Source organism: Halorarius litoreus (assembly GCF_024362405.1).
GTDB classification, from domain to species: Archaea; Halobacteriota; Halobacteria; order Halobacteriales; family Haloarculaceae; genus Halorarius; species Halorarius litoreus.
This window is the reverse complement of record NZ_CP101454.1, coordinates 3,765,214-3,785,983: the sequence shown is the minus strand read 5'-3', so window position 1 is coordinate 3,785,983 and position 20,770 is coordinate 3,765,214. Positions and strand designations below refer to the sequence as shown.

At 68.1% G+C, this 20,770-nt stretch carries 24 protein-coding genes and 1 tRNA gene; 13 read left to right on the top strand and 12 right to left on the bottom strand.

The window, feature by feature from the left end:
• Window positions 1–44: 44 nt before the first annotated feature.
• The 3 genes from NL126_RS19815 to NL126_RS19805 form a co-directional block, all read right to left on the bottom strand.
• The gene (locus tag NL126_RS19815; protein WP_255196612.1) at window positions 45–272 is read right to left on the bottom strand and encodes a hypothetical protein; all 228 of its coding nucleotides are present in this window, start codon (window positions 270–272) and stop codon (window positions 45–47) included.
• Window positions 273–343: 71 nt separating this feature from the next.
• Window positions 344–1,033 (bottom strand): HNH endonuclease, encoded by a 690-nt coding sequence (locus tag NL126_RS19810; RefSeq protein ID WP_255196611.1) that lies wholly within the window; start codon window positions 1,031–1,033, stop codon window positions 344–346.
• Between the two features lie 153 nt (window positions 1,034–1,186).
• A tRNA-Ala gene (locus tag NL126_RS19805) sits at window positions 1,187–1,258 on the bottom strand.
• A gap of 271 nt (window positions 1,259–1,529) precedes the next feature.
• Here NL126_RS19805 and NL126_RS19800 point away from each other — a divergent pair.
• Genes NL126_RS19800 through NL126_RS19785 form a run of 4 tightly spaced genes read left to right on the top strand, consistent with a single transcriptional unit; the run spans window position 1,530 to window position 3,990 of the window.
• Window positions 1,530–1,994, top strand: coding sequence for a 30S ribosomal protein S15 (locus NL126_RS19800; protein ID WP_255196610.1), 465 nt, complete (start codon window positions 1,530–1,532; stop codon window positions 1,992–1,994).
• Window positions 1,995–3,107, top strand: a complete 1,113-nt coding sequence (locus NL126_RS19795) for a hypothetical protein (RefSeq protein WP_255196609.1) — start codon at window positions 1,995–1,997, stop codon at window positions 3,105–3,107.
• On the top strand, window positions 3,104–3,325 hold the full coding sequence (locus tag NL126_RS19790; protein WP_255196608.1) for a KEOPS complex subunit Pcc1: 222 nt from the start codon (window positions 3,104–3,106) through the stop codon (window positions 3,323–3,325). The genes NL126_RS19795 and NL126_RS19790 overlap by 4 nt, the downstream gene beginning before the upstream one ends.
• Window positions 3,322–3,990: a 30S ribosomal protein S3ae gene (locus tag NL126_RS19785; RefSeq protein ID WP_255196607.1), complete on the top strand. Its 669-nt coding sequence runs from the start codon at window positions 3,322–3,324 to the stop codon at window positions 3,988–3,990. Before NL126_RS19790 ends, NL126_RS19785 begins: the two co-directional genes overlap by 4 nt.
• 60 nt (window positions 3,991–4,050) lie before the next feature.
• On the opposite strand, the gene NL126_RS19780 is transcribed toward NL126_RS19785, so the two are convergent.
• The gene (locus NL126_RS19780; protein ID WP_255196606.1) at window positions 4,051–4,458 is read right to left on the bottom strand and encodes a plastocyanin/azurin family copper-binding protein; all 408 of its coding nucleotides are present in this window, start codon (window positions 4,456–4,458) and stop codon (window positions 4,051–4,053) included.
• Between the two features lie 102 nt (window positions 4,459–4,560).
• Here NL126_RS19780 and NL126_RS19775 point away from each other — a divergent pair, with 102 nt between their 5' ends.
• The 3 genes from NL126_RS19775 (at window position 4,561) to NL126_RS19765 (ending at window position 8,479) form a co-directional block, all read left to right on the top strand.
• Complete coding sequence (locus tag NL126_RS19775; protein ID WP_255196605.1) at window positions 4,561–5,235, top strand: protein sorting system archaetidylserine synthase; 675 nt, start codon at window positions 4,561–4,563, stop codon at window positions 5,233–5,235.
• A 125-nt stretch (window positions 5,236–5,360) separates the two neighbouring features.
• Window positions 5,361–6,839: a HEAT repeat domain-containing protein gene (locus NL126_RS19770; protein WP_255196604.1), complete on the top strand. Its 1,479-nt coding sequence runs from the start codon at window positions 5,361–5,363 to the stop codon at window positions 6,837–6,839.
• A 47-nt stretch (window positions 6,840–6,886) separates the two neighbouring features.
• A complete protein-coding gene (locus NL126_RS19765; protein WP_255196603.1) occupies window positions 6,887–8,479 on the top strand; it encodes a phospholipase D-like domain-containing protein in 1,593 nt (530 codons plus the stop codon).
• On the opposite strand, the gene NL126_RS19760 is transcribed toward NL126_RS19765, so the two are convergent.
• The gene (locus tag NL126_RS19760; RefSeq protein WP_255196602.1) at window positions 8,480–8,914 is read right to left on the bottom strand and encodes an FAD synthase family protein; all 435 of its coding nucleotides are present in this window, start codon (window positions 8,912–8,914) and stop codon (window positions 8,480–8,482) included.
• On the bottom strand, window positions 8,911–9,420 hold the full coding sequence (locus NL126_RS19755) for a JAB/MPN domain protein-containing protein (protein WP_255196601.1): 510 nt from the start codon (window positions 9,418–9,420) through the stop codon (window positions 8,911–8,913). The genes NL126_RS19760 and NL126_RS19755 overlap by 4 nt, the downstream gene beginning before the upstream one ends.
• Window positions 9,421–9,538: 118 nt before the next feature.
• On the opposite strand from NL126_RS19755, the gene han reads away from it, so the two are divergent.
• Window positions 9,539–11,431: a Hef-associated nuclease gene (gene han / locus NL126_RS19750; protein ID WP_255196600.1), complete on the top strand. Its 1,893-nt coding sequence runs from the start codon at window positions 9,539–9,541 to the stop codon at window positions 11,429–11,431.
• A gap of 82 nt (window positions 11,432–11,513) precedes the next feature.
• Here han and NL126_RS19745 read toward each other — a convergent pair whose 3' ends face one another.
• A complete protein-coding gene (locus NL126_RS19745; protein WP_350355469.1) occupies window positions 11,514–12,662 on the bottom strand; it encodes a pyridoxal phosphate-dependent aminotransferase in 1,149 nt (382 codons plus the stop codon).
• Window positions 12,659–13,066 carry a 6,7-dimethyl-8-ribityllumazine synthase gene (ribH, locus tag NL126_RS19740; protein ID WP_255196599.1) on the bottom strand — a complete coding sequence of 136 codons (408 nt, stop codon included), beginning with the start codon at window positions 13,064–13,066 and terminating at the stop codon, window positions 12,659–12,661. The genes NL126_RS19745 and ribH overlap by 4 nt, the downstream gene beginning before the upstream one ends.
• A 93-nt stretch (window positions 13,067–13,159) precedes the next feature.
• Between ribH and NL126_RS19735 the strand changes: the two genes are divergently transcribed.
• The 5 genes from NL126_RS19735 (at window position 13,160) to corA (ending at window position 17,163) form a co-directional block, all read left to right on the top strand.
• A complete protein-coding gene (locus NL126_RS19735; protein WP_255196598.1) occupies window positions 13,160–13,630 on the top strand; it encodes a DUF7523 family protein in 471 nt (156 codons plus the stop codon).
• Window positions 13,631–13,744: 114 nt separating this feature from the next.
• On the top strand, window positions 13,745–15,229 hold the full coding sequence (gene cysS, locus NL126_RS19730; protein WP_255196597.1) for a cysteine--tRNA ligase: 1,485 nt from the start codon (window positions 13,745–13,747) through the stop codon (window positions 15,227–15,229).
• An 88-nt stretch (window positions 15,230–15,317) separates the two neighbouring features.
• Entirely contained in the window at window positions 15,318–15,977 is a 660-nt protein-coding gene (locus tag NL126_RS19725) for a DUF6517 family protein (RefSeq protein WP_255196596.1), read from the top strand.
• A 57-nt stretch (window positions 15,978–16,034) separates the two neighbouring features.
• Window positions 16,035–16,202, top strand: coding sequence for a hypothetical protein (locus NL126_RS19720; protein WP_255196595.1), 168 nt, complete (start codon window positions 16,035–16,037; stop codon window positions 16,200–16,202).
• Window positions 16,195–17,163, top strand: coding sequence for a magnesium/cobalt transporter CorA (gene corA / locus NL126_RS19715; RefSeq protein ID WP_255196594.1), 969 nt, complete (start codon window positions 16,195–16,197; stop codon window positions 17,161–17,163). The genes NL126_RS19720 and corA overlap by 8 nt, the downstream gene beginning before the upstream one ends.
• 190 nt (window positions 17,164–17,353) lie before the next feature.
• Here corA and NL126_RS19710 read toward each other — a convergent pair whose 3' ends face one another.
• The 4 genes from NL126_RS19710 to NL126_RS19695 all read right to left on the bottom strand — a co-directional run bounded on the left by NL126_RS19710 (window position 17,354) and on the right by NL126_RS19695 (window position 20,739).
• The gene (locus NL126_RS19710) at window positions 17,354–18,586 is read right to left on the bottom strand and encodes a tripartite tricarboxylate transporter permease (RefSeq protein ID WP_255196593.1); all 1,233 of its coding nucleotides are present in this window, start codon (window positions 18,584–18,586) and stop codon (window positions 17,354–17,356) included.
• A 101-nt stretch (window positions 18,587–18,687) separates the two neighbouring features.
• The gene (rpl12p, locus tag NL126_RS19705; protein WP_255196592.1) at window positions 18,688–19,035 is read right to left on the bottom strand and encodes a 50S ribosomal protein P1; all 348 of its coding nucleotides are present in this window, start codon (window positions 19,033–19,035) and stop codon (window positions 18,688–18,690) included.
• 7 nt (window positions 19,036–19,042) lie between these two features.
• Window positions 19,043–20,101 (bottom strand): 50S ribosomal protein L10, encoded by a 1,059-nt coding sequence (locus NL126_RS19700; protein ID WP_255196591.1) that lies wholly within the window; start codon window positions 20,099–20,101, stop codon window positions 19,043–19,045.
• Complete coding sequence (locus NL126_RS19695) at window positions 20,101–20,739, bottom strand: 50S ribosomal protein L1 (protein WP_255196590.1); 639 nt, start codon at window positions 20,737–20,739, stop codon at window positions 20,101–20,103. The genes NL126_RS19700 and NL126_RS19695 overlap by 1 nt, the downstream gene beginning before the upstream one ends.
• Between the last annotated feature and the right edge of the window lie 31 nt (window positions 20,740–20,770).

The following is a 20,770-nucleotide window of genomic DNA, read 5'->3' as shown; positions in this document are numbered from 1 at the left end:
GCGTCTCTGTTCTGGACGACCCTATTCGCGGAGCGACAGCCTCGTCAGGCCTCCAGCTCGTCCGTGGTCCGCACCCGGTCGATGCCGAAGAAGGTGTCGTCGTCCTCCCCGCCGAGCCGACCGGAGACGACGAACGCCACGACGCCACCGATGGCCGCGAGTACGAGCCCGAGTTTCATCCCTGTCGACTTGTCTCGCAGCGCCGAGCCGAGCGCGAAACCGACGAGGAAGTTCAGGAGGGCGTTGACGACCGCGTTGCTGGTCCGGTTCATGGACAGGGGTTCGACGGCTTCGGACAAAAATCATGGGTAGCTACCCAGTCAACGTGAACGGCGGGTTCGGATTACGGTTGGTGTCGAATGAGTGTGGCAATCCGCTCGTCGCCGCGGTCTCGGTGCCGTTTCGCGTGGCATGACTGGCAGAGCGTCTCTCCGTTGTCAATTCCGTAGACCATCTCCTCACTCCTGTCCTCGTACCGTGGAACGATGTGATGGGCATGGAGGTTCTGGCCACTCGAACAGGAGACGCACGTGTGATTATCGCGCTCTTTTATCGCCCGACTCCATCGCTTTAGTCGCGTGCTATCCGTCGTGGAGTCTTGGCCAGCCGGCCCTTGTGACCGACGCTCTACTCCGTGGTGAACGAGCCAGTATCGGATCGCGTAGGCACCGACGCCAACCAGGTCTGATACCTCCTGAATAGAACGCTCTTGCTCGACGTACCGCTCGCGGAGCCAGTCTTCCTGCCGGTAGTTTCGGTCACGCGAAATCTCGTACTTCCGTAGTTGGTCGCCAATCGTCGAACTTCCGGTGTCACAGAGGTCCGCAATTTCTCGCTGGGAGAGCTGCTCTCTCACGTACTTGTCGGCCAGCCACTCGCGGTCGTGCCGGTTGCGAACGAGGCCGAACTTATCCAGCCAATTTCCCACCGTCCGAACTGACACATCACATTCGTCGGCGATTCTGGTCTGTGTCCACCCGAAATCGATGTACACCTTCTGGAGCCATCGAATGTTCTGGTATCGTTCGCACATCGAGTCTCCCGGCCAGTGGCTGACACTCCAGCGGGCCGACTGATGAAACTTTGGCCGTGGTCCACGATTCTGGACTCGGATCCAAAGAGGGAACTCGAACCAGAACTGTTGGAAATCCCTGGACAGAGATAGCCGAATGAAAAATTTCTGCGATGGACTCGCCGGGATTTGAACCCGGGGCCTCTCCCATGCCAAGGGAGTGATCTACCCCTGATCTACGAGCCCGCGAACGCAATCAATCGTATCCCGCTGGCAGACATAAACCCATCGAAGCGACCGGGGCATGCGGGTGCGTTACACGCTCGACGGTCGAGTAGCAACCCCTAAGTGGCCGACCCACCGAAATCTGGTGGGAACGGCACGACCGCAAGTCTGACATCGTCATCCGCTTGGGTGACTTGGGATTGTGGTAGTGCGACACCGCTCGGACGGCCGAGCGGTTCGTGGCGCCTCCGGCGCCGACCGCGAGCGGCTCGTGCAGTTCCAATTTAGAACAATGGCACGAATGCACACCCGCCGTCGCGGCTCGTCCGGCTCGGACAAACCCGCGACAGACGAACCCCCGGAGTGGAGCGACGTAGACGAAGCCGCCATCGAAGAGCGCGTCGTCGAGCTCGCGGAGCAGGGGCACGACCCGTCCCAGATCGGGATGAAGCTCCGTGACGAGGGCGTCCAGGGAACCCCGATTCCCGACGTCAAGGCAGCGACCGGCAAGAAGGTCACCGAGATCTTAGACGAGAACGACGCGGCTCCCGACGTTCCGGAGGACCTGTACAACCTCCTCGAGCGCGCCGTCCGTCTTCGCGAGCACATGAACGCGAACCAGACGGACTACCAGAACAAGCGCGCGCTCCAGAACACGGAGTCGAAGATCCGCCGGCTCGCGAACTACTACCGCGGCGACGAACTCGCCGAGGACTTCAAGTACTCGTACGACGTCGCCAAGCGACTCACCGAATAGATGTCCACGGCCGGTCGGCAGAACGCGTCCGCCCCCGCCGAGAGCCTTGCTGCTGCCGTCCGCGACGCCGGCTTCGTCCGGCTCGCGGGCACGGCTGACGGCGACGCCCTCGCGGCCGTCGGGGTGCTGGCACGCGCGTTCCGCACGGCCGACATCCCGTTCCAGGCGTCCGTCTCACGGTTCCCCCGTGACAGCGCGACCGAGGCCGACGTAGTAGTCGGCGTCGGCACCGTGACCGGGGACGTGTCGCTGACCGAGGGACCGCTCTCGGTCACGGCGTTCGAGGCGGCGCAGGAACTCGGAGACGACCCGGACCCGCTGCTCGCGCTCGCCGGTGCGGTTGCCGGCGGCGCGACACCCGGACAGGACGCACCGCTGTACGAGGCCGCCGAGTCGACACTCGACCGACGGCCTGGCGTCGCGTTGCCCGTCGCGGACCTCGCGGACGGGCTCGCGCACACGACGCTCGTTCACGCGGGCTTCTCCGGTGACACGGAGGCGACGACCGCCGCGCTCGCAGAGCTGGGGCTGCCCCCGGAACTCGACGACGCGGCGCACCGTCGGCTCGCGTCGATGGTCGCACTCCGCGCCATCGAGAACGCGAGCGACCGCGCGGGCGAGGCCGTCGAACGCGCGCTCCGCCCCTATGCAGGTGGTCCGTTCGAGACGCTCGGTGGCTACGCCGACGTGCTCGACGCCTGTTCGCGGGTCGTTCCGGGAACCGGCGTCGCGCTCGCGCTCGGGCACGAGCCCGACGGCGTCCTCGACGCGTGGCGCGACCACGGCGCGGCCGCCCACGACGGGCTGGCGAACGCGGAGACGGCACGCCACGATGGCGTCTTCGTCGTCCATGTGGCGGCCGACCCGACGGACGTGCCGCTGGGGACGGTCGCCCGCCTCGCCCACGCCTACCGCTCGCCGGAGCCACTCGTCGTGGCGCTTGGTGGCGACGACGGCGGCGAGGCAGCCGTCCACGGCGACCGCGCGTTCGCGCTCGCCCAGGAGGCGGCCGCAGCGACCGGTGCGCAGGCGACGGGACGCGAGACGACCGGCTACGTTCGAGACATCGATTCGACTGACGCGTTCACCGACGCACTCAGGGAGGCACTATGAGGCGGGCAGTCATCCGGACCGAGCACGACGCACCTGACGTGGTGGCGGCGGCGCTCGCCCCGGACAACACGCCCGAGATGCAGACTCGCGTCGAAGACGGCTCGGTGGTCACGACCATCGAGCGGGAGACGACGAGCGGCCTCCGGGCGACGGTGGACGACTACGTGAGCAACGTGCAGGTAGCACAGCAGATGACCGACACACCCAACACACAATGAGCGAACGAAGCGTATCCAAGCGGAAACAGGAGAAGCGGTGGTACACCGTCATGGCCCCCGAACTGTTCGACCGGGCCGAACTCGGTGAGACCCCCGCGGACGAACCCGAACAGCTCTACGACCGAACCGTCCAGACGACGCTCGGCGAGATTAACGACGACGCCAGCGAGAACAACAGCAAGCTGACGTTCCGTATCACGGACGTCGGGAGCGACGCCGCGTACACCGAGTTCGTGCAGCACGAACTCACCCGCGACTACCTCCGCAGCATGGTCCGTCGCGGCTCCTCGAAGATCGAGTCGTTCGTGACGGTCCTGACGAAGGACGACTACCGCGTCCAGATTCAGCCCGTCGCGTTCACGACGAAGAAGGCCGACCACAGCCAGGAGCGCGCCATCCGCAAGACGATGACCAGCATCGTCCGCGAGGCCGCCCGCGACCGCACCTTCGACGAGCTCGTCTCGAGCATCGTCGAGGGCCGACTCTCGTCGGCGATCTACGCCGACGCGAAGACCATCTACCCGCTCCGCCGGGTCGAGGTCCAGAAACTCAGCCTCGAGGCGCACCCGCGAGAGGTCGCCGCCGAGGAGGAGGCGTCCGTCGACGTCGAGGAGGAGAACGTGCAGGTCGAGTCGACGCCGGACGACGAAGAGACCGAGGAGTAAACCGGCCCCGTTCTTCGATTATTTGCGGCCGAGTAGCCACCGGCAGCTCCGGCAGCCGCGCTATTCGCGGACGACGATGGTCCCGACCATCCCCGCGCGCTCGTGCGGGATGCAGAAGTACCGGTGTTCGCCGGCGGTCTCGAACGTGTAGCTGTACGTCTCACCCGACGGGATGTTCCCCTGCGGGTAGCTGTTGCGCGCCTCCTCCTCGGTGTCGAACCCGCCGGAGGCGAAGTAGGCGGCGCCCTCGGGGAGGCCGCTTTCGTAGGCCGTGACGCTGTGCCCACGCGAGCCAGTGTTGCCCCAGACGACGGTGTCGCCGACCGAGACCTCGAACGACTCGGGAGCGAACCGGTTCGAGAACATCTCCACGTCGAACTCGCTGTCGGCGAGGCCGGTGCCGAAACAGCCGGCGAGGGCCGCGGTGGCGCCCGTGCCCGTCGCCGCGAGGAACGTACGGCGGTCCATATTCGTACTCGGGGACCGACGAGTATAGGCGGTCTGGTTCGGCCCTCGAACCGCCGGCACCGAAACGAACCGAATAAGGGTGCGACCACCGCACGCGGAGGTATGCAACCCCGGTTCGTGGGTCGGCTCGCCCTCGCCGACCTCGTCACCGTGGCGAACGCCGCCCTCGGGTTCGGGGCGGTCGCCGCGGCGACGCTGTCGCCCGCGCTCGCGGCGCGACTCATCCTCCTCGGGGCCATCGCCGACGGCCTCGACGGCGTGCTCGCACGCCATTACGGCTCGTCCGCGGCGGGCGAGTTCCTCGATTCGCTGGCCGACGTGGCGACGTTCGCCGTCGCGCCCGCGATGCTCGTGTTCGTCGTCGCCAGCGACGCGTGGGGGGTCGCCCTCGATGGGTCGACCGCCGCCGCACTGGGGCTTCCCGCGCTGTTCGTCGCCATCGCCGTCCTCCGGCTCGGGCTCTACACGGCCGAGGACGTCGGAGATGCGACGACCGACGGCGTCCAGACGACGCTCGCCGCGACCCTGCTCGCCGCGGGGTTCCTCGCGGGGGTCACCACCCCCACGATCCTGCTCGCGGCGACCGGCGTGTTCTGCTATCTGATGGTCGCGCCCGTCTCGTATCCGGACCTCTGGGCGCGCGACGCGCTCGTCCTCGGTGGGCTGCAGGCGCTCGCCGTCTTGTTGCCCGACACGTTCGGTGGGGTGTTCCCCCGCGCGTTGCTGGCCGCCGCGCTCGCGTATCTCGTGTTGGCGCCGCGGTTCTACTGGCGGTAGCGTGCTGCTCGCTTCGCTCGCAGCACGTTGAGGCGACCAGGACGTCCCCGACGAACCGAGTGCACCCCCGTGAGCGAGAGCCGAGAAGGGAAACGCCCTTATTCCGAACTTACGGAGTACCCCCTATGAGCGACGGGGACGACGAACCCCAGGACGCGGCCGACGAGGAGGCCGCGCCTGAGACCGACGACACGACGGACGAGCCCGAACCGACGGACACCCCCGAGGAGTCGGCCGACGACGGGGCCGACGAGTCCGCCGAGGAAGAAGAACCGACCGCCGACGAGGCCGAAGAGGCTGAAGAGGCTGAAGGAGCCGACGAGGCCGAAGACGCCGAGGACGCGGCGGAGGAGACCGAGGACCTCCCTGCACCGGACCTCGACGCCGACGAGCTGAACGAACAGCTCGACGAGGTCGAAGCCGCCCTCGAAGAGGCCGAGACGGAGGCCGACCTCGACGACGTCGAGAGCCAACTCGACGACACCGAGGCCGCGCTGGAGGCCGCGAGCCTCCCCGAGCCGGAAGACGAGGACGAAGATGACCCCCGTGAGGAACTCGAATCGCGTGTCAGCGACCTCCGAGACGGCATCGAGGAGGCGCGCGGCCCATACGGCGAGGACGTCGTCGAGGCCATCGAGACCGCCATCTCGACCATCGAGGACGGCGAGTGGACCGAGACGGGCGAGACCGAGGCCGCCGACGCAGTCGTCGCGTTCACCGAGGCCGTCGAGGAGCCGCTCGGCGAGTCGGTCGCCGTCGACGGCGAGTTCCCGGACGGGCACGTCGCCGCACTGGAGTCGGTCGCCGAAGCCGTCGACGCGGCCGACCTCGACGCAGACGAGGACGCAGAGACCATCGCGGCGCTGCTGGAGGCGACCGACGCGCTCGAATCGGACCTCGACGACGCCGAGGAGTGGGACGACCTCACGGTCGTCGAACAGCTCCAGGCGCAGGGCTTCTACGACCGGCTCGAATCGAAGAACCGGAAGGACTTCCCGCCGGAGCTGAACGTCGTCCGTATCGCCGAACGCGAGAACGACCCCGAGCGCATCCTGCTGGCGTTCGAGTACCTCGAATCGGATTTCATGGAGGAGAACTGTCTCGACGCGTTCCGCCGGATGGGCGCGCCCGAGGCGTACGATGCGATGATGCCGCTCGTCAACCGCCGCAACCAGGACGCCATCCAGGTCATCGGGAAGATCGGCAACGACGACGCCTGTGAGACGCTCCACGGCTACATCGAGGACGAGAGCAACCCGCCGCTCCAGAAGGTCGTGTTGAAGGCACTGGGCGAAATCGGCAGCGAGGAGTCGACCCAGCCGGTCGCCGATCGCCTCGTCGCCGAGGACTACGAGGTCCGGTCGCAGGCGGCACGGGCGCTCGGCCGCATCGGCGACACGCGCGCCATCGACCCGCTCGCGGACGTGCTCGCGGACGACGACAGCGACAACGTGCGCGCCGCCGCGGCGTGGGCGCTCTACCAGATCGGCACCGAAGCGGCGCTCGAGGCCGCCGCCGAGTACGCCGACGACCGCTCGTACATCGTCGAGAACGAGGCCGTGAAGGCTGCCGACGCGCTCGACGCGGCGGCGCCGTCGGCCTGACGACCTGGACCCGGAACTTCTTGTAGGGGGACGCGGCCACCCGGCGTGTGCGCTGGGTCGCCGCCCTCGTCGTCCTCATCATCGTGCTCCCAGCGACCGCACCGGCGACCGTGTCAGCGGCCGCGCAGGCACCGCCCACAGCATCACTCGACCTCGTGGCCGTCCACCCGAACCCAGTCGCCGAGGACGACCGCGGGGAGTTCGTCGTCCTCGATGCGCCTCGGAAAACGAACCTCGGCCGCTACTCACTCACTGACGGCGAGCAGCGGGTCGCCCTCCCGAACCGCACCGTCGAGGGGCGCGTCATCGTGGGCGAGACGCGCGGCCCTGCGGTGAACCACACCGAGGGAACGGTTCTCCTGCTCGACCGGTTCCTGTCGCTGTCGAACGCCGGTGAACAGATTCGACTCCTGCGCGGGAACCGGACCGTTGTGACAGTCCACTATGCCGACGCCCCGGAGGGCGAGACGTGGCAGAACAACACGTGGCGTCCGCTCGCCGGTACGGACCGACGGGTCGTCCACGGGGGACCCGGCACCGCACACGCGTTCGTCCTCCCCGATGCGCCCGGCCAGCCGCTCGCCGCGGTCGAGAACGCCACCGACCGCGTGCTGCTCGCCGGCTACACGTTCACCTCCGCCCGCGCGACCCGCGCGCTCGTCGCGGCCCACGACCGAGGCGCGACCGTCCGGGTGCTGGTCGACGGCGCACCCGTCGGTGGACTCTCGCGCCCCGAAGCCGAGCGACTGGACCGTCTCGCCGCGGTGGGCATCGAGGTTCGCGTCGTCGCGGGCCCGCACGCCCCGTACGACTTTCACCACGCGAAGTACGTCGTCGCCGACGAGCGTGCGACCGTCCTGACCGAGAACTGGAAACCTGCGGGGACGGGTGGCGGCTCCTCTCGCGGGTGGGGAGTGACACTCTCGGACGCGGACGCGGTCGACGCGCTCGCCGAGACGTTCCGCGCGGACGCCGACAGCCTCGGGACGGTCCGCTGGCGCGAGTTCCGTCGCGGGAAGCAGTTCGAGCCCGCGAACGCCACCCACGGGTCCTACCCCACGACCGTCGCGCCCGAGCGTCTGCCGTACCGGAACGTCTCGGTGCTGGTCGCGCCCGACAACGCTGAGACCGCAACTGTCCGCCGGCTCGACCGGGCGACCGACTCCATTCGCGTCCTGCAGGTGTCCATCGGTGGGCGCAGTCAGCCGTTTCTCGCTGCCGCCGTCCGAGCGGCCCGCCGTGGTGTCGAGGTGCGCATCCTGCTGTCGAGCGCGTGGTACGTTGCAGCGGAGAACCGGGCGCTCGCCGAGCGAGTGAATACGCTCGCCGACCGGGAGAGCCTCCCGCTGTCAGTACGGGTCGCTACGCCTGCCGGGCAGTTCGAGAAGGTTCACGCGAAGGGCGTCGTCGTCGACGACACCGTCCTGCTCGGGAGTCTCAACTGGAACAACCACTCGGCCCGCGAGAACCGCGAGGTGGTGGTCGCCATAGAGGGAGAGCGGGTCGCGGACTACTACGCGTCCGTCTTCGACAGCGACTGGGAGCGTAGTGGTGAGCGGTTTCTCGTTGGGCTACCGGTCGCGCTGGTGCTCGGCGCGGTCGCCTGTCTGCTCGCTGCGCGCCGGCTCCAGTTCGAGTAGCTACTCGCAGCGCTGCCGGCAGACCTCGTCGATGATGGTGCCGGTCGAGAGGATTTCACCGTCGTACGCGGGTTCGCGGGCGCTGGCGCGGGCGACCTCGCAGTCGATTCCCCGCTCCAGAAGCGCCTCGTGCAGGGCGTCCTCGTCGTGATGCTGGTCGTGCCCGAGGACGATGACGTCGGGGTCGATCTCCTCGATGGGGACGAAGATGTCCTCTTCGTGGCCGAGCCGGGCGTGGTCGACCGGGTCGAGCGCGGCGACCATGTCGCGCCGCTGGCGGTCGGGGAGGATGGGTTTCTGCTTGTGCGTCACGTTCTCGCGGCGGGCGATGATGACGTGGAGTTCGTCACCCATGGCCTTCGCGTCCGCGAGGTAGTGGAGGTGGCCGGGGTGCAGGAGGTCGAAGGTGCCCTGCGCGACGACGGTTCGGGTCATCGCCACTCCCCCTCTCCTTCCCCTTCCTCGCGGAGCTCCGCGTCGATGTCCGCTTGCGTGAAGTCGAAGAACGCCTCGTCCGGTAGCGCCACGTCCAGCACGTCGAGGTCGCGGGGGTTCCCCTCTCTGTCGAACGCTTTCCAGTCGTGGCGGCCGTACGGTGCGCCGATGATGATGTGGACCTTCCCCTTCCCGAAGGTGGCGAGGTCGGCGTCGGAGGGCCGGAGGACGCCGTTCGGGTGTGAGTGGATGGAGCCGGCCGCGCGCGTGTCGTTGGGAATCATGCTCGTCTTCACCGTCGCGGAGACCGGGTTCGACTCGGTACCGGGGATGACGAGGACGTCCGTGATAACGGTGCCCTCCCGGTCGATGTCGAGGTTCCGGGCGTCCTCACCTCGAAGGAGGCCCATGTACTCGTCGGGGTGGGCGTCCTCCGACGCCTCCAGGGCGAAGTCGAGGGCGTCCGCAGCGATGCCGATAACCTCGCTCGAACGGAAGAGCCGCATACCAGACCGACGGCGCGGGCGACAACTAAGCGTTCCGATGCCGATGCCGCTCCGTCGCCGTCGGGTCGCTCCGGCCGAGTGACAAGCCTTAAACTCGGAGGACACCGACGCTGTTCCAATGACTCAATCCGCTGATGGCGGCGACGCCGAGACGGCCTCCGAGGTCGTCTTCCGGCTCGCCGCTGGCTGTACGGCCGATGACGTCGAGGAGGGTGGCCGCTACCACGCCACCGTCAACGGCGTCGTCGACTACGGCGTGTTCGTCGACCTCTCCGACCACGTCTCCGGTCTCGTCCACGACTCGAAACTGACCGGGAGCTACGACGTGGGCGACGAACTCGTCGTCGAGCTCGCCGAGGTCCGCCAGAACGGCGACCTCTCGTTCCACGAGGTCGCGCCCGAGAGCTACACCACCGTGGCGGTCGACCCCGGCGACGAGGTCGCCGTCGAGGATCTCGCCGACAGCGTCGGCTCGACCGTCCACCTCGCCGGCGAGGTCGTCCAGATCAAACAGACCGGCGGCCCGACGCTGTTCCAGGTCGCCGACGGGACTGGCGTCGTCCCCTGTGCCGCGTTCGAGGAGGCCGGCGTCCGCGCGTACCCCGAGGTCGACCTCGACGATGTCGTCCGCGTGACGGGCGAGGTCGAGACCCGCGAGGGCGCACTCCAGCTCGAAGTCGACAGCCTCGAACGCCTCGACGGCGACGAGGAAGTGACCGTTCGCGAGTCGGTCGAGGAGGCGGTCGCACGGACCGCTGCACCGGCCGAGGTGGAGCCGCTCGTCGACTGGCCCGCCTTCGAGAAGCTCCGCGCCGACCTCCGCGAACTGGCCGAGTACCTTCGCCGTGCGGTGCTCGACTCCCGCCCGATCCGGATGCGTCACCACGCCGACGGCGACGGGATGTGTGCCTCCGTGCCGGTACAGGTCGCCCTGGAGAACTTCATCGCCGAGACCCACGAGGACACCGAGGCGCCGCGACACCTGTTCAAGCGCCTCCCCTCGAAGGCCCCGTTCTACGAGATGGAGGACCTGACGCGCGACCTCAACTTCGCGCTGGAGGACGAGGAGCGCCACGGACAGCGGCTCCCGCTCCTCCTCATGCTCGACAACGGCTCGACCGAGGAGGACACGCCCGCGTACCGGGCGCTCGACCAGTACGACATCCCGGTCGTCGTCGTCGACCACCACCACCCGGACCCCGAGGCCGTCGAGCCGTTCCTCGACCACCACGTCAACCCGTACCTCCACGACGAGGACTACCGCATCACGACGGGGATGATGTGCGTCGAGCTCGCGCGCATGATCGACCCGTCGCTCACCGACGACCTGCGGCACATTCCCGCCGTCGCGGGGCTCGCGGATCGCTCGAAGGCGAACGCGATGGACGACTACCTCGCGCTCGCCGCCGAGGAAGGGTACGACGAGGCCGACCTCCAGGACATCGGCGAGGCGCTCGACTACGCGGCCCACTGGCTTCGCTACAACTCCGGCGACGCGCTCATCGAAGACGTGCTCAACGTCCGCGGCGACGAAGAACGACACCGCGAACTCGTCGAGTTCCTCTCGACGCGCGCCGAACGCGACGTCGACCGCCAGCTCTCGGACGCGCTCCCGCACCTCGAACACGAGAAACTGGAGAACGGCGCACACCTCTACCGCATCGACGTCGACGAACACGCCCACCGCTTCACCTACCCCGCACCCGGCAAGACGACCGGGGAGATCCACGACCGGAAGGTACAGGAGACGGGCGATCCGGTCATCACCATCGGCTACGGCCCGGACTTCGCCGTTCTCCGCTCCGACGGTGTCCGACTCGACATCCCGAACATGGTCTCCGAGCTGACCGACGAACAGCCCGGTGCCGGCGTCTCCGGTGGCGGTCACCTCGTCGTCGGCTCGATCAAGTTCGTCCCCGGGATGCGCGAGCCCGTCCTCGACGCGCTCGTCGAGAAGATGAGCGACGCCGAACTCGACGACGCGCTCCGCAGCACGCTGACGCAGGACTGAGCGACCGCCGTTCTTCCGACAGCTCACGAACCGTGAGCCGTGGCTGGACGGTTCGGGCGGCGAAGAAGTAGCTCGCGTCGGGTTAGAGGTAGCCGTTCTCGGCGAGTCGCTCGACGCCCTCGCGGAGCCGCTCTTCGCTCGCGGCGTACGAGAGTCGCGCGTAGCCGGGCGTCCCGAACGCGCTGCCGGGGACGGTCGCAACGTGAGCGTCCTCGATGGCGCCCTCACACCACGCCTGATCGTCCTCGTCGACGGGGAGCATCATGTAGAACGCGCCGTCGGGGAACGGCACCTCCTTGCCGTGCTCGGCGAACAGGTCGACGAGCATGTCGCGGCGGTCCTCGAACGCGTCGCGCATCTCCGCGACGGCGTCGTCGGTGTTCTGGAGCGCCTCGATACCCGCGTACTGGACGAAGTGCGTCGCACACGACACCGAGTGGCTGTGGAGCTTCGAAGCCTGGTCGACGAGCGCCTTGGGGGCGGCGAGGTAGCCGAGCCGCCAGCCGGTCATCGAGTAGGCCTTCGAGAAGCCGTTGATGGTGACGGTGCGGTCACCCATCCCCTCCAGGGAGCCGAGCGAGGTCTGGCTCGTCCCGTATGTGATGGCGTCGTAGATCTCGTCGGAGATGACCGTGATGTCGTGTTCGACCGCGAGGTCACGGACGCCCTCGAGCGCCTCGTCGGTGAAGACGGCGCCGGAGGGGTTCGACGGGGAGTTGACGACGAGGAGTTCCGTGTCGTCGCTCACCGTCTCGCCGAGCTCGTCGAGCGCGGGTGCGAGCTGGAAGTCGTGGGCCGAGAGGTCCACGCGCTTCAGCGTTCCGCCAGCCATCTTCGCCATCGCCTCGTAGCTAACCCACGCGGGGTCCAGGAGGACGACCTCGTCGCCGTCGTCGATGAGCGTCTGGAACGTCTCGAACAGCGCCTGCTTCGCCCCCGGGGTGACGATGATTTCGTCGGTGCCGTAGTCGAGCCCGTCGGCAGCGAGCTTCTCGACGATAGCCTCCTTGAGCGGGGGAATCCCGTTCGAGGGGGCGTAGCCCGTGTGGCCGTCGTCGATGGCCTGTTTGCCCGCTTCGACGACGTTCTCTGGGGTGGGGAAGTCCGGCTCCCCCACCGAAAGGTCCACGACGTCGACGCCATCCGCCTCGAGCTGAGAGGCGAGGTTGGAGATGGCGAGCGTCGCGCTCGGTTCGACTCGTTCGACGCGGTCGGCGAAGTCCATAGTCATAGTTCCTCCGCGAGGTCGATGGCGCTCTCCACGGCGGTCGCGCCGTAGTCGATGCGCGCCTCGGCCTCTGCTTGGCTCATCCCTGGACCGATGATGCCGAGGGTGACCGGCGTGTCGCGGTCGAGCGACACGTCCGTCAGCCCCTGGGCGGCGGCGTCGGCGATGACGCGGTCGTGGGCGGTGTCGCCGGTGATGATGGCGCCGAGGACGGCGACGGCGTCGACGTCGTCGCGCCGTGCCAGTCGGTCGGCGGCCAGCGGCGCGTCGTACGCGCCGGGCACTTCCAGCGTCTCCACGATGTCGGCACCGCGCTCGGCGGCGGCCTCACGGCCGGCCGCCTCCATCTCGTGGGTGATGGGCCGCGCTTTGTTGAACTGGGCGACCACCAGTCCGAGGGTGACCATACGCGAGGCGAAGCGAGCCCCGACCAAAGAAGTGCCGTTTCGAACAGGCCCGGGAGCGATGGGTTTTCCTCCCGGGCCGGCGTCCTCCTGGCGATGACAGTCGCGAGCGAGACGCGCGAGGCCGTCCGGCGCGAGCCGTTCCTCCACGCAGCGCTCCGCGCGGGCGTCCTCAACTACACCGCCGCCGCCCGCTACCTCGACGTGGGCGACGAGGAGGCGGTCGCCGCCGCGCTCAGACGCTACGCCAAGGATCTGCCCGACCCCGGCGTGCGCGAGGGGAATGTTCGGGTCGACATGCGGAGCGGGCTCGGCGAGTGTGCCCCTGAGGAGGCGCTCGTGACGGTCGGCGACCTCTCGCTGGGATCGGGCGGGGGTGACCACACGGCCATCGTCGCGAACGGCGACTGCTCGGCCGAGTCGCTCGCTGACGTGCTCGCCCGGCTGTCGGTCGAGGGTGTCGAGGTCGAGGCGGTGGGCGGTACACAGGGGCAACTGGTCGTCGTGGTGTCGCGGCGAGCCGGTATCGACGCGCTCCGGTACGTCGAGGACGCCCTCGACGTCTGAGGTCAGTTGTCGCCGTTCGCCTCGCCCGAATGGAGGGGGTTCCCCATGGCTAGACCCTGCCGGTCCGGGCCGGAATCCGACGGTTACAAATTGCCCGCTCTGGTATCGAGGGCAATGACGTTGCGCGTGTCGAACACGCTGACGGGCGAGACGGAGCCGTTCGAACCACAGGACCCCGAGGACGTCCTCCTCTACTACTGTGGACTGACGGTCTCTGACGACCCCCACCTCGGGCACGCGCGGACCTGGGTCCACGTCGACGTGATGCACCGCTGGCTCGACCACCTCGGGTACGGCGTCCGACACGTCGAGAACATCACCGACGTGAACGAGAAGATCACGGCGCGAGTGGGCGAAGACGACCTCGGTGACTCGGAAGGGGCGGTCGCGAGCCACTTCATCGACCAGTTGCTCACGAGCATGCGGTCGCTCAACCTCCTCCGGGCTGAGGTGTACCCCCGCGTCAGCGAGCACCTCCCGGAGATCGTCGACCTCATCGAGCGACTCGTCGAGAAGGGCTACGCCTACGAGTCGAACGGCTCGGTCTACTTCGACGTGACGCAGTTCGACGACTACGGGAAGCTCTCGAACCAGCGCGTCGAGGAAGTCGAAGCCCAGGGCGAGGAGGCCGAACGCGCCGAGAAGCGACACCCCGCGGACTTCGCGCTCTGGAAGGCCGACGGCGTCTCCGAACACGCCGTCGAGGAACACCGCCACGCCGACCGCGAGTATTCGGTGGCGCACCCCACCGGCGAGACGTGGAACTCGCCGTGGGGCGAGGGCCGGCCGGGCTGGCACATCGAGTGCTCCGCGATGAGCATGACGCACCTCGCCGAGACCATCGACATCCACGTCGGGGGTCGCGACCTCGTGTTCCCGCACCACGAGAATGAAATCGCGCAGAGCGAGGCCGCCACCGGACAGGAGTTCGTCCGCTACTGGCTCCACGCCGACCTGTTCCAGATGGGCGAGGACAAGATGTCGTCGTCGCTGGGCAACTTCATCCCGGTCCAGGAGGCGGTCGGCGAGTTCGGGGTGAACCCGCTCCGGATGTTCTTCGTCTCGGCGTCGTACAACTCGACCCAGACGTACTCGGAGGCTGCCATCGAGGAGGCGACCGAGCGGTGGGAGCGACTGGAGAACGGCTACCGGCGGGCGGCGGAGGCCGCCGACTCCGCGGCGGCCCGCACGAAGGTCGAAGACGAAGCCCTCCGAGAGGCGGTCGAGGAGACCCGCGAGGCGTTCACCGCGGCGATGAACGACGACTTCAACACGCGAGAGGCGCTCGCAGCCCTCCTCTCGCTCGTCGGGTCGGTCAACAGTCACCTCGACGCCCACGAGGCGCACGACTACCGCGGGCTCACCCGCTCCATCACGACGTTCGACGAGTTGGGCGGCGACGTCCTCGGGTTCAGCTTCGATGGCGAGACGGGCGGCGAGGCCCACCTCGCCGAGGAACTGGTCGAACTGGTTCTCGACGTCCGCGAGGAGGAGCGGGCAGCCGGCAACTACGAGCGCGCCGACGCGTTGCGCGACGATCTCGAAGCCCTCGGCGTCGAGGTACAGGACACCGACGACGGCGCGACCTACCGGCTGTAACTCGACGAGAGCCGGCGTGACCCGGGGAGTCAAATCCTGTTGTCGTCCACGGAACTTATTGGACCTGACCGAGTAGCCGCGACCGAGAATGAGCAGACGACGTGGCGTACTGGCTGTCGCGCTGGTTGGCCTCTTGCTGACGAGCGGGTGTATCGGCTTCCTGACTGGCAGCGAGGCGCTCCAGTTCAGCGCCGACCCGGCGAAAGTGACGGATTCGGCCCAGCAGGAGACGAACTACGAGCAGGCTCGAAGCGAGCCGCAGACGGTCACTCGGAACTTCACCGCCGCAGGTCAGACCCGGCAAGTCGAGGTGACGAACCAGCTCTCGGAGTACTCACGGAGCGTGAACCTCCCGGTGTTCGGTGACCAGCAGGTCGCCCGGTTCACCGTCCTCTCGACGCCGAAGGTCGAAGTCGCCGGACAGGGCCCGTTCAACCCGGTGGACGACCTCAACAACACCGAGCTGGTGTTGACCCTCCAGCAGAAGTACGAGGCCATCGACAACGTCCAGCCGGAGTCCGAGCGCACCGTGACGGTGTACGGAAACGAGACGACCGTCTCGAAGTTCCGCGCCGACGCGATGACCGACACCGGCCAGTCGGTCGAGGTGTTCATCCACATCACGAAGGTCGAACACGGGGACGACTTCCTCGTCGCCGTCGCCGTCTACCCCACGCAGGTCGACGGTGAGCAGGAGAACGTCGACGTCCTCATCCGGAACATCGAGCATCCCGCCGGCGGCGAGTAACCTGACCACGCCTGCGCCAGCGGTAACGTTTTTCCGTCCACCCGGTGCAAGCCGGGTATGCAACCGGTTGCGCTCGTCGGCGCCGCGTGTACACTCCTCGCGCTGGTCGGCTACGGCGTGGGGCTCCTCGCGCCGTACCCCGGACGAGCGTTCACCCTCACAGGGATGATGGCCGGCGTCACGCTCGTGGCCGTCGGACTGGCCCGGGAGGGGAAGCGTGATTGACGCAGTCGTCTACGCCGCCGGCACGGGCGTCACCGAACACGACGACCTCGAGGCGGCCAAGCGCGCCGACGGGACGACGTGGGTGCGGGCCCACGACGCTTCGCCCGACGAACTCGACCGGGTCGCCGAGGTGTTCGGCATCCACCGCCTGGCCGTCGAGGACGTCGTGAACAACGTCCGGGCGAAGACCGAGGAGTTCCCGGAGTTCACGTTCACGCTCGTGAAGACCGCGGAACTCACCCGCGGTGACCGTCCGTTCGACGAGGAGGTCCGCGAACAGCCTGTCGGAGTGTTCATCGGCGACGACTGGGTCGTGACGCTCTCGACAGCCCCCATCGTCGTCGTCGACCGGGTGCGAAACGCCGTCGCTCACGAGGACACCCGACTGCTCCAGCGGGGTCCCGACTTCACCGCCTACCGCGTCGTCGACGTGATCGTCGACGAGTACTTCGACCTGCTGGAGCGTGTCGAGACGCAGATCGAGGCCATCGAAGAGGAGGTGCTCGTCTCGACGGGTATCGAGACGCTCGAACGCATCAACGCCGTCCGGCGTGACCTGCTGTCGTTCCGAAAAGTGGCGTGGCCGGCCCGCGAGGCCGTCGGCGTGCTCGCACGCGGCGACGCCGACCAGATCGACGAGGCGACGGAGAAGTACTTCCGCGACGTGTACGACCACCTCGTGCAGGTCGTCGACCTCACCGAGACGTACCGTGACCTCGCGAGGGGCGCGCGCGACATCTACCTCAACACGGTCTCACAGTCGACCAATGAGGTGATGAAGCGGCTGACCGTCATCGCCATCGTCTTCCTCCCGCTGTCGTTCATCGCAGGGTTGTTCGGGATGAACTTCGCGACGATGCCCGAACTCGGCTGGCCGTACGCCTACCACGCCACACTCCTGGGGATGGCGCTCGTCTCGCTCGTGCTGGTGGCGTACTTCCACCAACAGGACTACCTCTGACTCACGGCTCGCGTCGTTCGCGTTCGTCGTTTCGCGTCGGTCCCTCCGGTCGCGGCACGCTGCTCGCGTGTCGCTCCTTGCAGTCGCTCCCGCTCGCTGTGACGTGGCCTCACTCCGCTCACGGCTCGCTGCGCTCGCCGTTCGCCTCGCGGTTCTCCGTACAGTCGAACCGCGCACCGCTCGGCCACCCTCATATCGCCAGCGGTCCCATCAACACCCCCATCAGGTGGACGCGCCGGGTGCCGAGTCGCGGCGGGAGTAGTCCGAGGAGGCCAGCCACGAGGAAGACGAGGACGCCGACCCCACCGGCGAACAGATAGGCGATTCCCACGAGCAGCGACAGGACCACGAGCGACAGCCACCGGTAGTCGAGCCCACGTACGAGCGTCAGGTATCGGTCACCCAGAGAGAGAACGAGCAGGAACCCGGCACAGGCGGCGATACCAGTCGTCGACAGCAGCAACGGGAGGTCGACCGGTGCGCCCGTCCGGTCGACCGCGACGAGCACGCCCGTTCGCGGATGCCCGAGCGCCACGAGCGCGAACAGCGCGAAGATCGTGTTGGCTGTGTTGACACCCGAGACGGCCACGAGAAAACCGCGAGCGCCGAGCTTTCCAGGGACGGCGAGCAGGGCCGTCGTCGCGGCGACGGCGCTCGACACCCCGGGGAGGTAGCCGACGAGCGCACCCGAGAGGGTGCCGACCCCAGCGACGAGCCCCACGTCCCTGCGGGGGAGCGCGACCGTGGCGTCGTCCTGTGGTGGCACACCCCCACCGAACGCCGCGTCGACCAGCACGGGCGCGCCGAACAGCCCGGCGAAGAGTGGCGCGAGCATCCCGCCCGCGTCGAGCGGGGCAGCCGGGTCGAGGTCGAGCGTGACGAGGCCGAGGGCGGCGCTGGCGAGCAGACAGCCGACGCCGCCGAGCATCGCACCGAGGTGCGATTCGGTGAGTACGAGCAGTGCTGCGACCGCCACGAGAACGAGCGAGAGGTGTGCGGTGATGGTCGGGTAGACGGCCGTCATCAGCCGAGTAATCGGCACCGCGAGCGGGACGGCGAACGCGACGGCGAGTCCCGACCCGAGCGCGGAGAGTCGGATGGCCTCGTGGCCGCGGCCCTGGAGGACGAGCCGGTGGCCCGGGAGGGCGCTCGCTGCCATCGCCGGGTCCGGAACGCCGAGTGCGAGCATCGGCACTACGTCGAGAAACGTGTGGACGACGCCCGCCGCGAGCATGGCGGCGGCCACGAATCTCGGCGGGCCGGGGAGCGCGGTCGCCACGCTCGCGAGGAGGAGCGCCATGTTGTTGGCGTGGAGGCCGGGGACGAGCCCGCTGACGCCACCGAGCGTGATTCCCGCGAGAACGAACCCGAGGGCCACGGCTGTCGGCTCGGCGGTGAACGCCAGTCGAGGGACTGTGACCACGCGAGGGCTGGTCCCGTGTTGCTACTTGAACCTACGCCCCGCGCGTCGGCGAGACGCGTCGCTGGGGAGGTGCGAAAATATGGAGAAGTGGTGTCTCGGACTTAGCCGAAGAGCTCGCCGAGGCCCTCGCCGCCGCCGTCGTCCTCGTCCTCGTCGTCGTCCGCTTCGGCCTCCTCGGCCTCGTCGGCAGCGTCGTCGCCGCCGTCGTCGCCACCCTCGTCGGCGTCGCCGCCGGCGGAGCCGCCAGCGGACGCGCCGCCCGACGCGGGCACGGCGGCCGCCTGCTCGACGGCCTCCTCGATGTCGACGTCCTCGAGCGCCGCGACGAGCGCCTTGACGCGCGACTCCTCGACGTCGGCGCCGGCCGACTCGAGCACGCTGGTCAGGTTGTCTTCGTTGATCTCTTCACCGGTCTCGTGCAGGATGAGTGCTGCGTAAACGTATTCCATTGTAAGTTCACCCGAACATTGCGCCGAGCGCGTCGCCATCGTCACCGTCGTCATCGTCATCGTCGTCGGTGTCGGCGTCAGCCTCGGCAGATTGGTCGTCAGTCTGTTCGTCTTCGTCGTCCTCGGACGCGCCGTCGTCGGCGCTCTCCGTCTCCGCGGGCTCGGCCGTCTCGACTGCGCGGAGTTCCTCGGGCAGGGCCTCCTCGTCGTCGATTAGTGCGGCGAGCGCGCGCATCTGGCTGTCCGCCTTCGACACGAGGTCGTCGGCGAGGTCCGGGGACTCGATGGCCGCGTGGATACCGAGGCTCTTGGCCTCGCCGGACGCCTTCGCGAGCAGCGTCCCTGCGGTCTGGGCCGTCGGGTAGACGGCGTTGACCGAGAGGTTGCGCCCGCCGGCGACGGCGGCCTCGATGTCCGCGCGGTACTCGTCGATGTCGATGGCGAGTTCCTCGGGCGCGAACGTCACGCCGTCGGAGACCACGCCACGGAGGTCGAGCCCGACCTCCTTCGGCTCGATGCCGAGTTCGCTCAGGACGTTGGCGAGTCCATCGGAGACCTCTTCGCCCGCCTTCAGGACGGTCGAGTCGGCGGTCACCTTGATGGAGCCCTCCATGATGCGTGCCTCGGCGCCCACCTGCTGGAGTTCGCCGACGAACGGACCGGGGTCGATGCCGGTGTCACCCTCGGGGATGACGATGTCGTTCGGGGCGACTTCGCCAGCGTTGATGGGTGCCGGCGTCTTCGAGGCCTCGAGCTGCTTGTACAGCCCGAACGGGTTGTCGTTGGTCGCGATGATGCCGACCTGCCCGTTGACGAACTGGGTCATCTCCTCGACCCCCTCGTCGACCTCCTCGAGCGCGCGGGTCAGGAGCGTGTTCCGCGAGACGCGGAGCTCTGCCGTCCCGTACAGCTCCCGGCGCATGTCCTGAAGCTGGCGCGAGGGGATACCCGCGATGTTCACGATGCCGACGGACTCGTAGGACTCGAGCATCTCCACGATGTCGTCGACTTCCTCGCGCTTCCACTCCGGGATGTGCTCCGTCTTGCGCTCGGATTCGGCGCTCATCAGATGGGCACCTCCTGGGACGGACCCATCGTCGTCTTCACGTAGATGCCGTCGATGTTCTGGGGGCCCTTCTCGAGATTGGCCTCCAGGCGGCGGATGATGACGTCGATGTTGTCCGAGATGTCCTCGGCGGTCATGTCCTCGGCGCCGACGCGCGTGTGGAAGGTCCGACGGTCCCGCGAGCGCACCTGAACGGTGTTCTTCATCCGGTTGACGGTCTCGACGACGTCGTCGTCCGGCTGGAGCGGGGTCGGCATCTTCCCTCGCGGGCCGAGCACGGTCCCGAGGTATCGACCGATGTCCTGCATCATGTTCGCCTGTGCGACGAAGAAGTCCGTCTCGTCGGCGAGGTCCTTCGCGGCGTCGGTGTCGTCACCGAGCTCTTCGAGGTCGTCTCCGTCCATCACCTGGTCGGCGACGTCCTCGGCACGAAGGGCGGTCTCGCCCTCTGCGAACACGACGATTCGAGTCTCCTGACCCGTCCCGCGCGGGAGAACGATAGACTCGTCTACCCGGTTGTTGGGGTCGTTTAGGTCAAGATCGCGCAGGTTGATCGCGAGGTCGACCGTCTCACGGAAATTCCGCTCAGGGGCCTCCTCGAGTGCGCGAGTTACTGCTTCCTCTATTGAATCTGCCATCTTTCACCTCCGTAGTCGCAGCCGTCGTGGC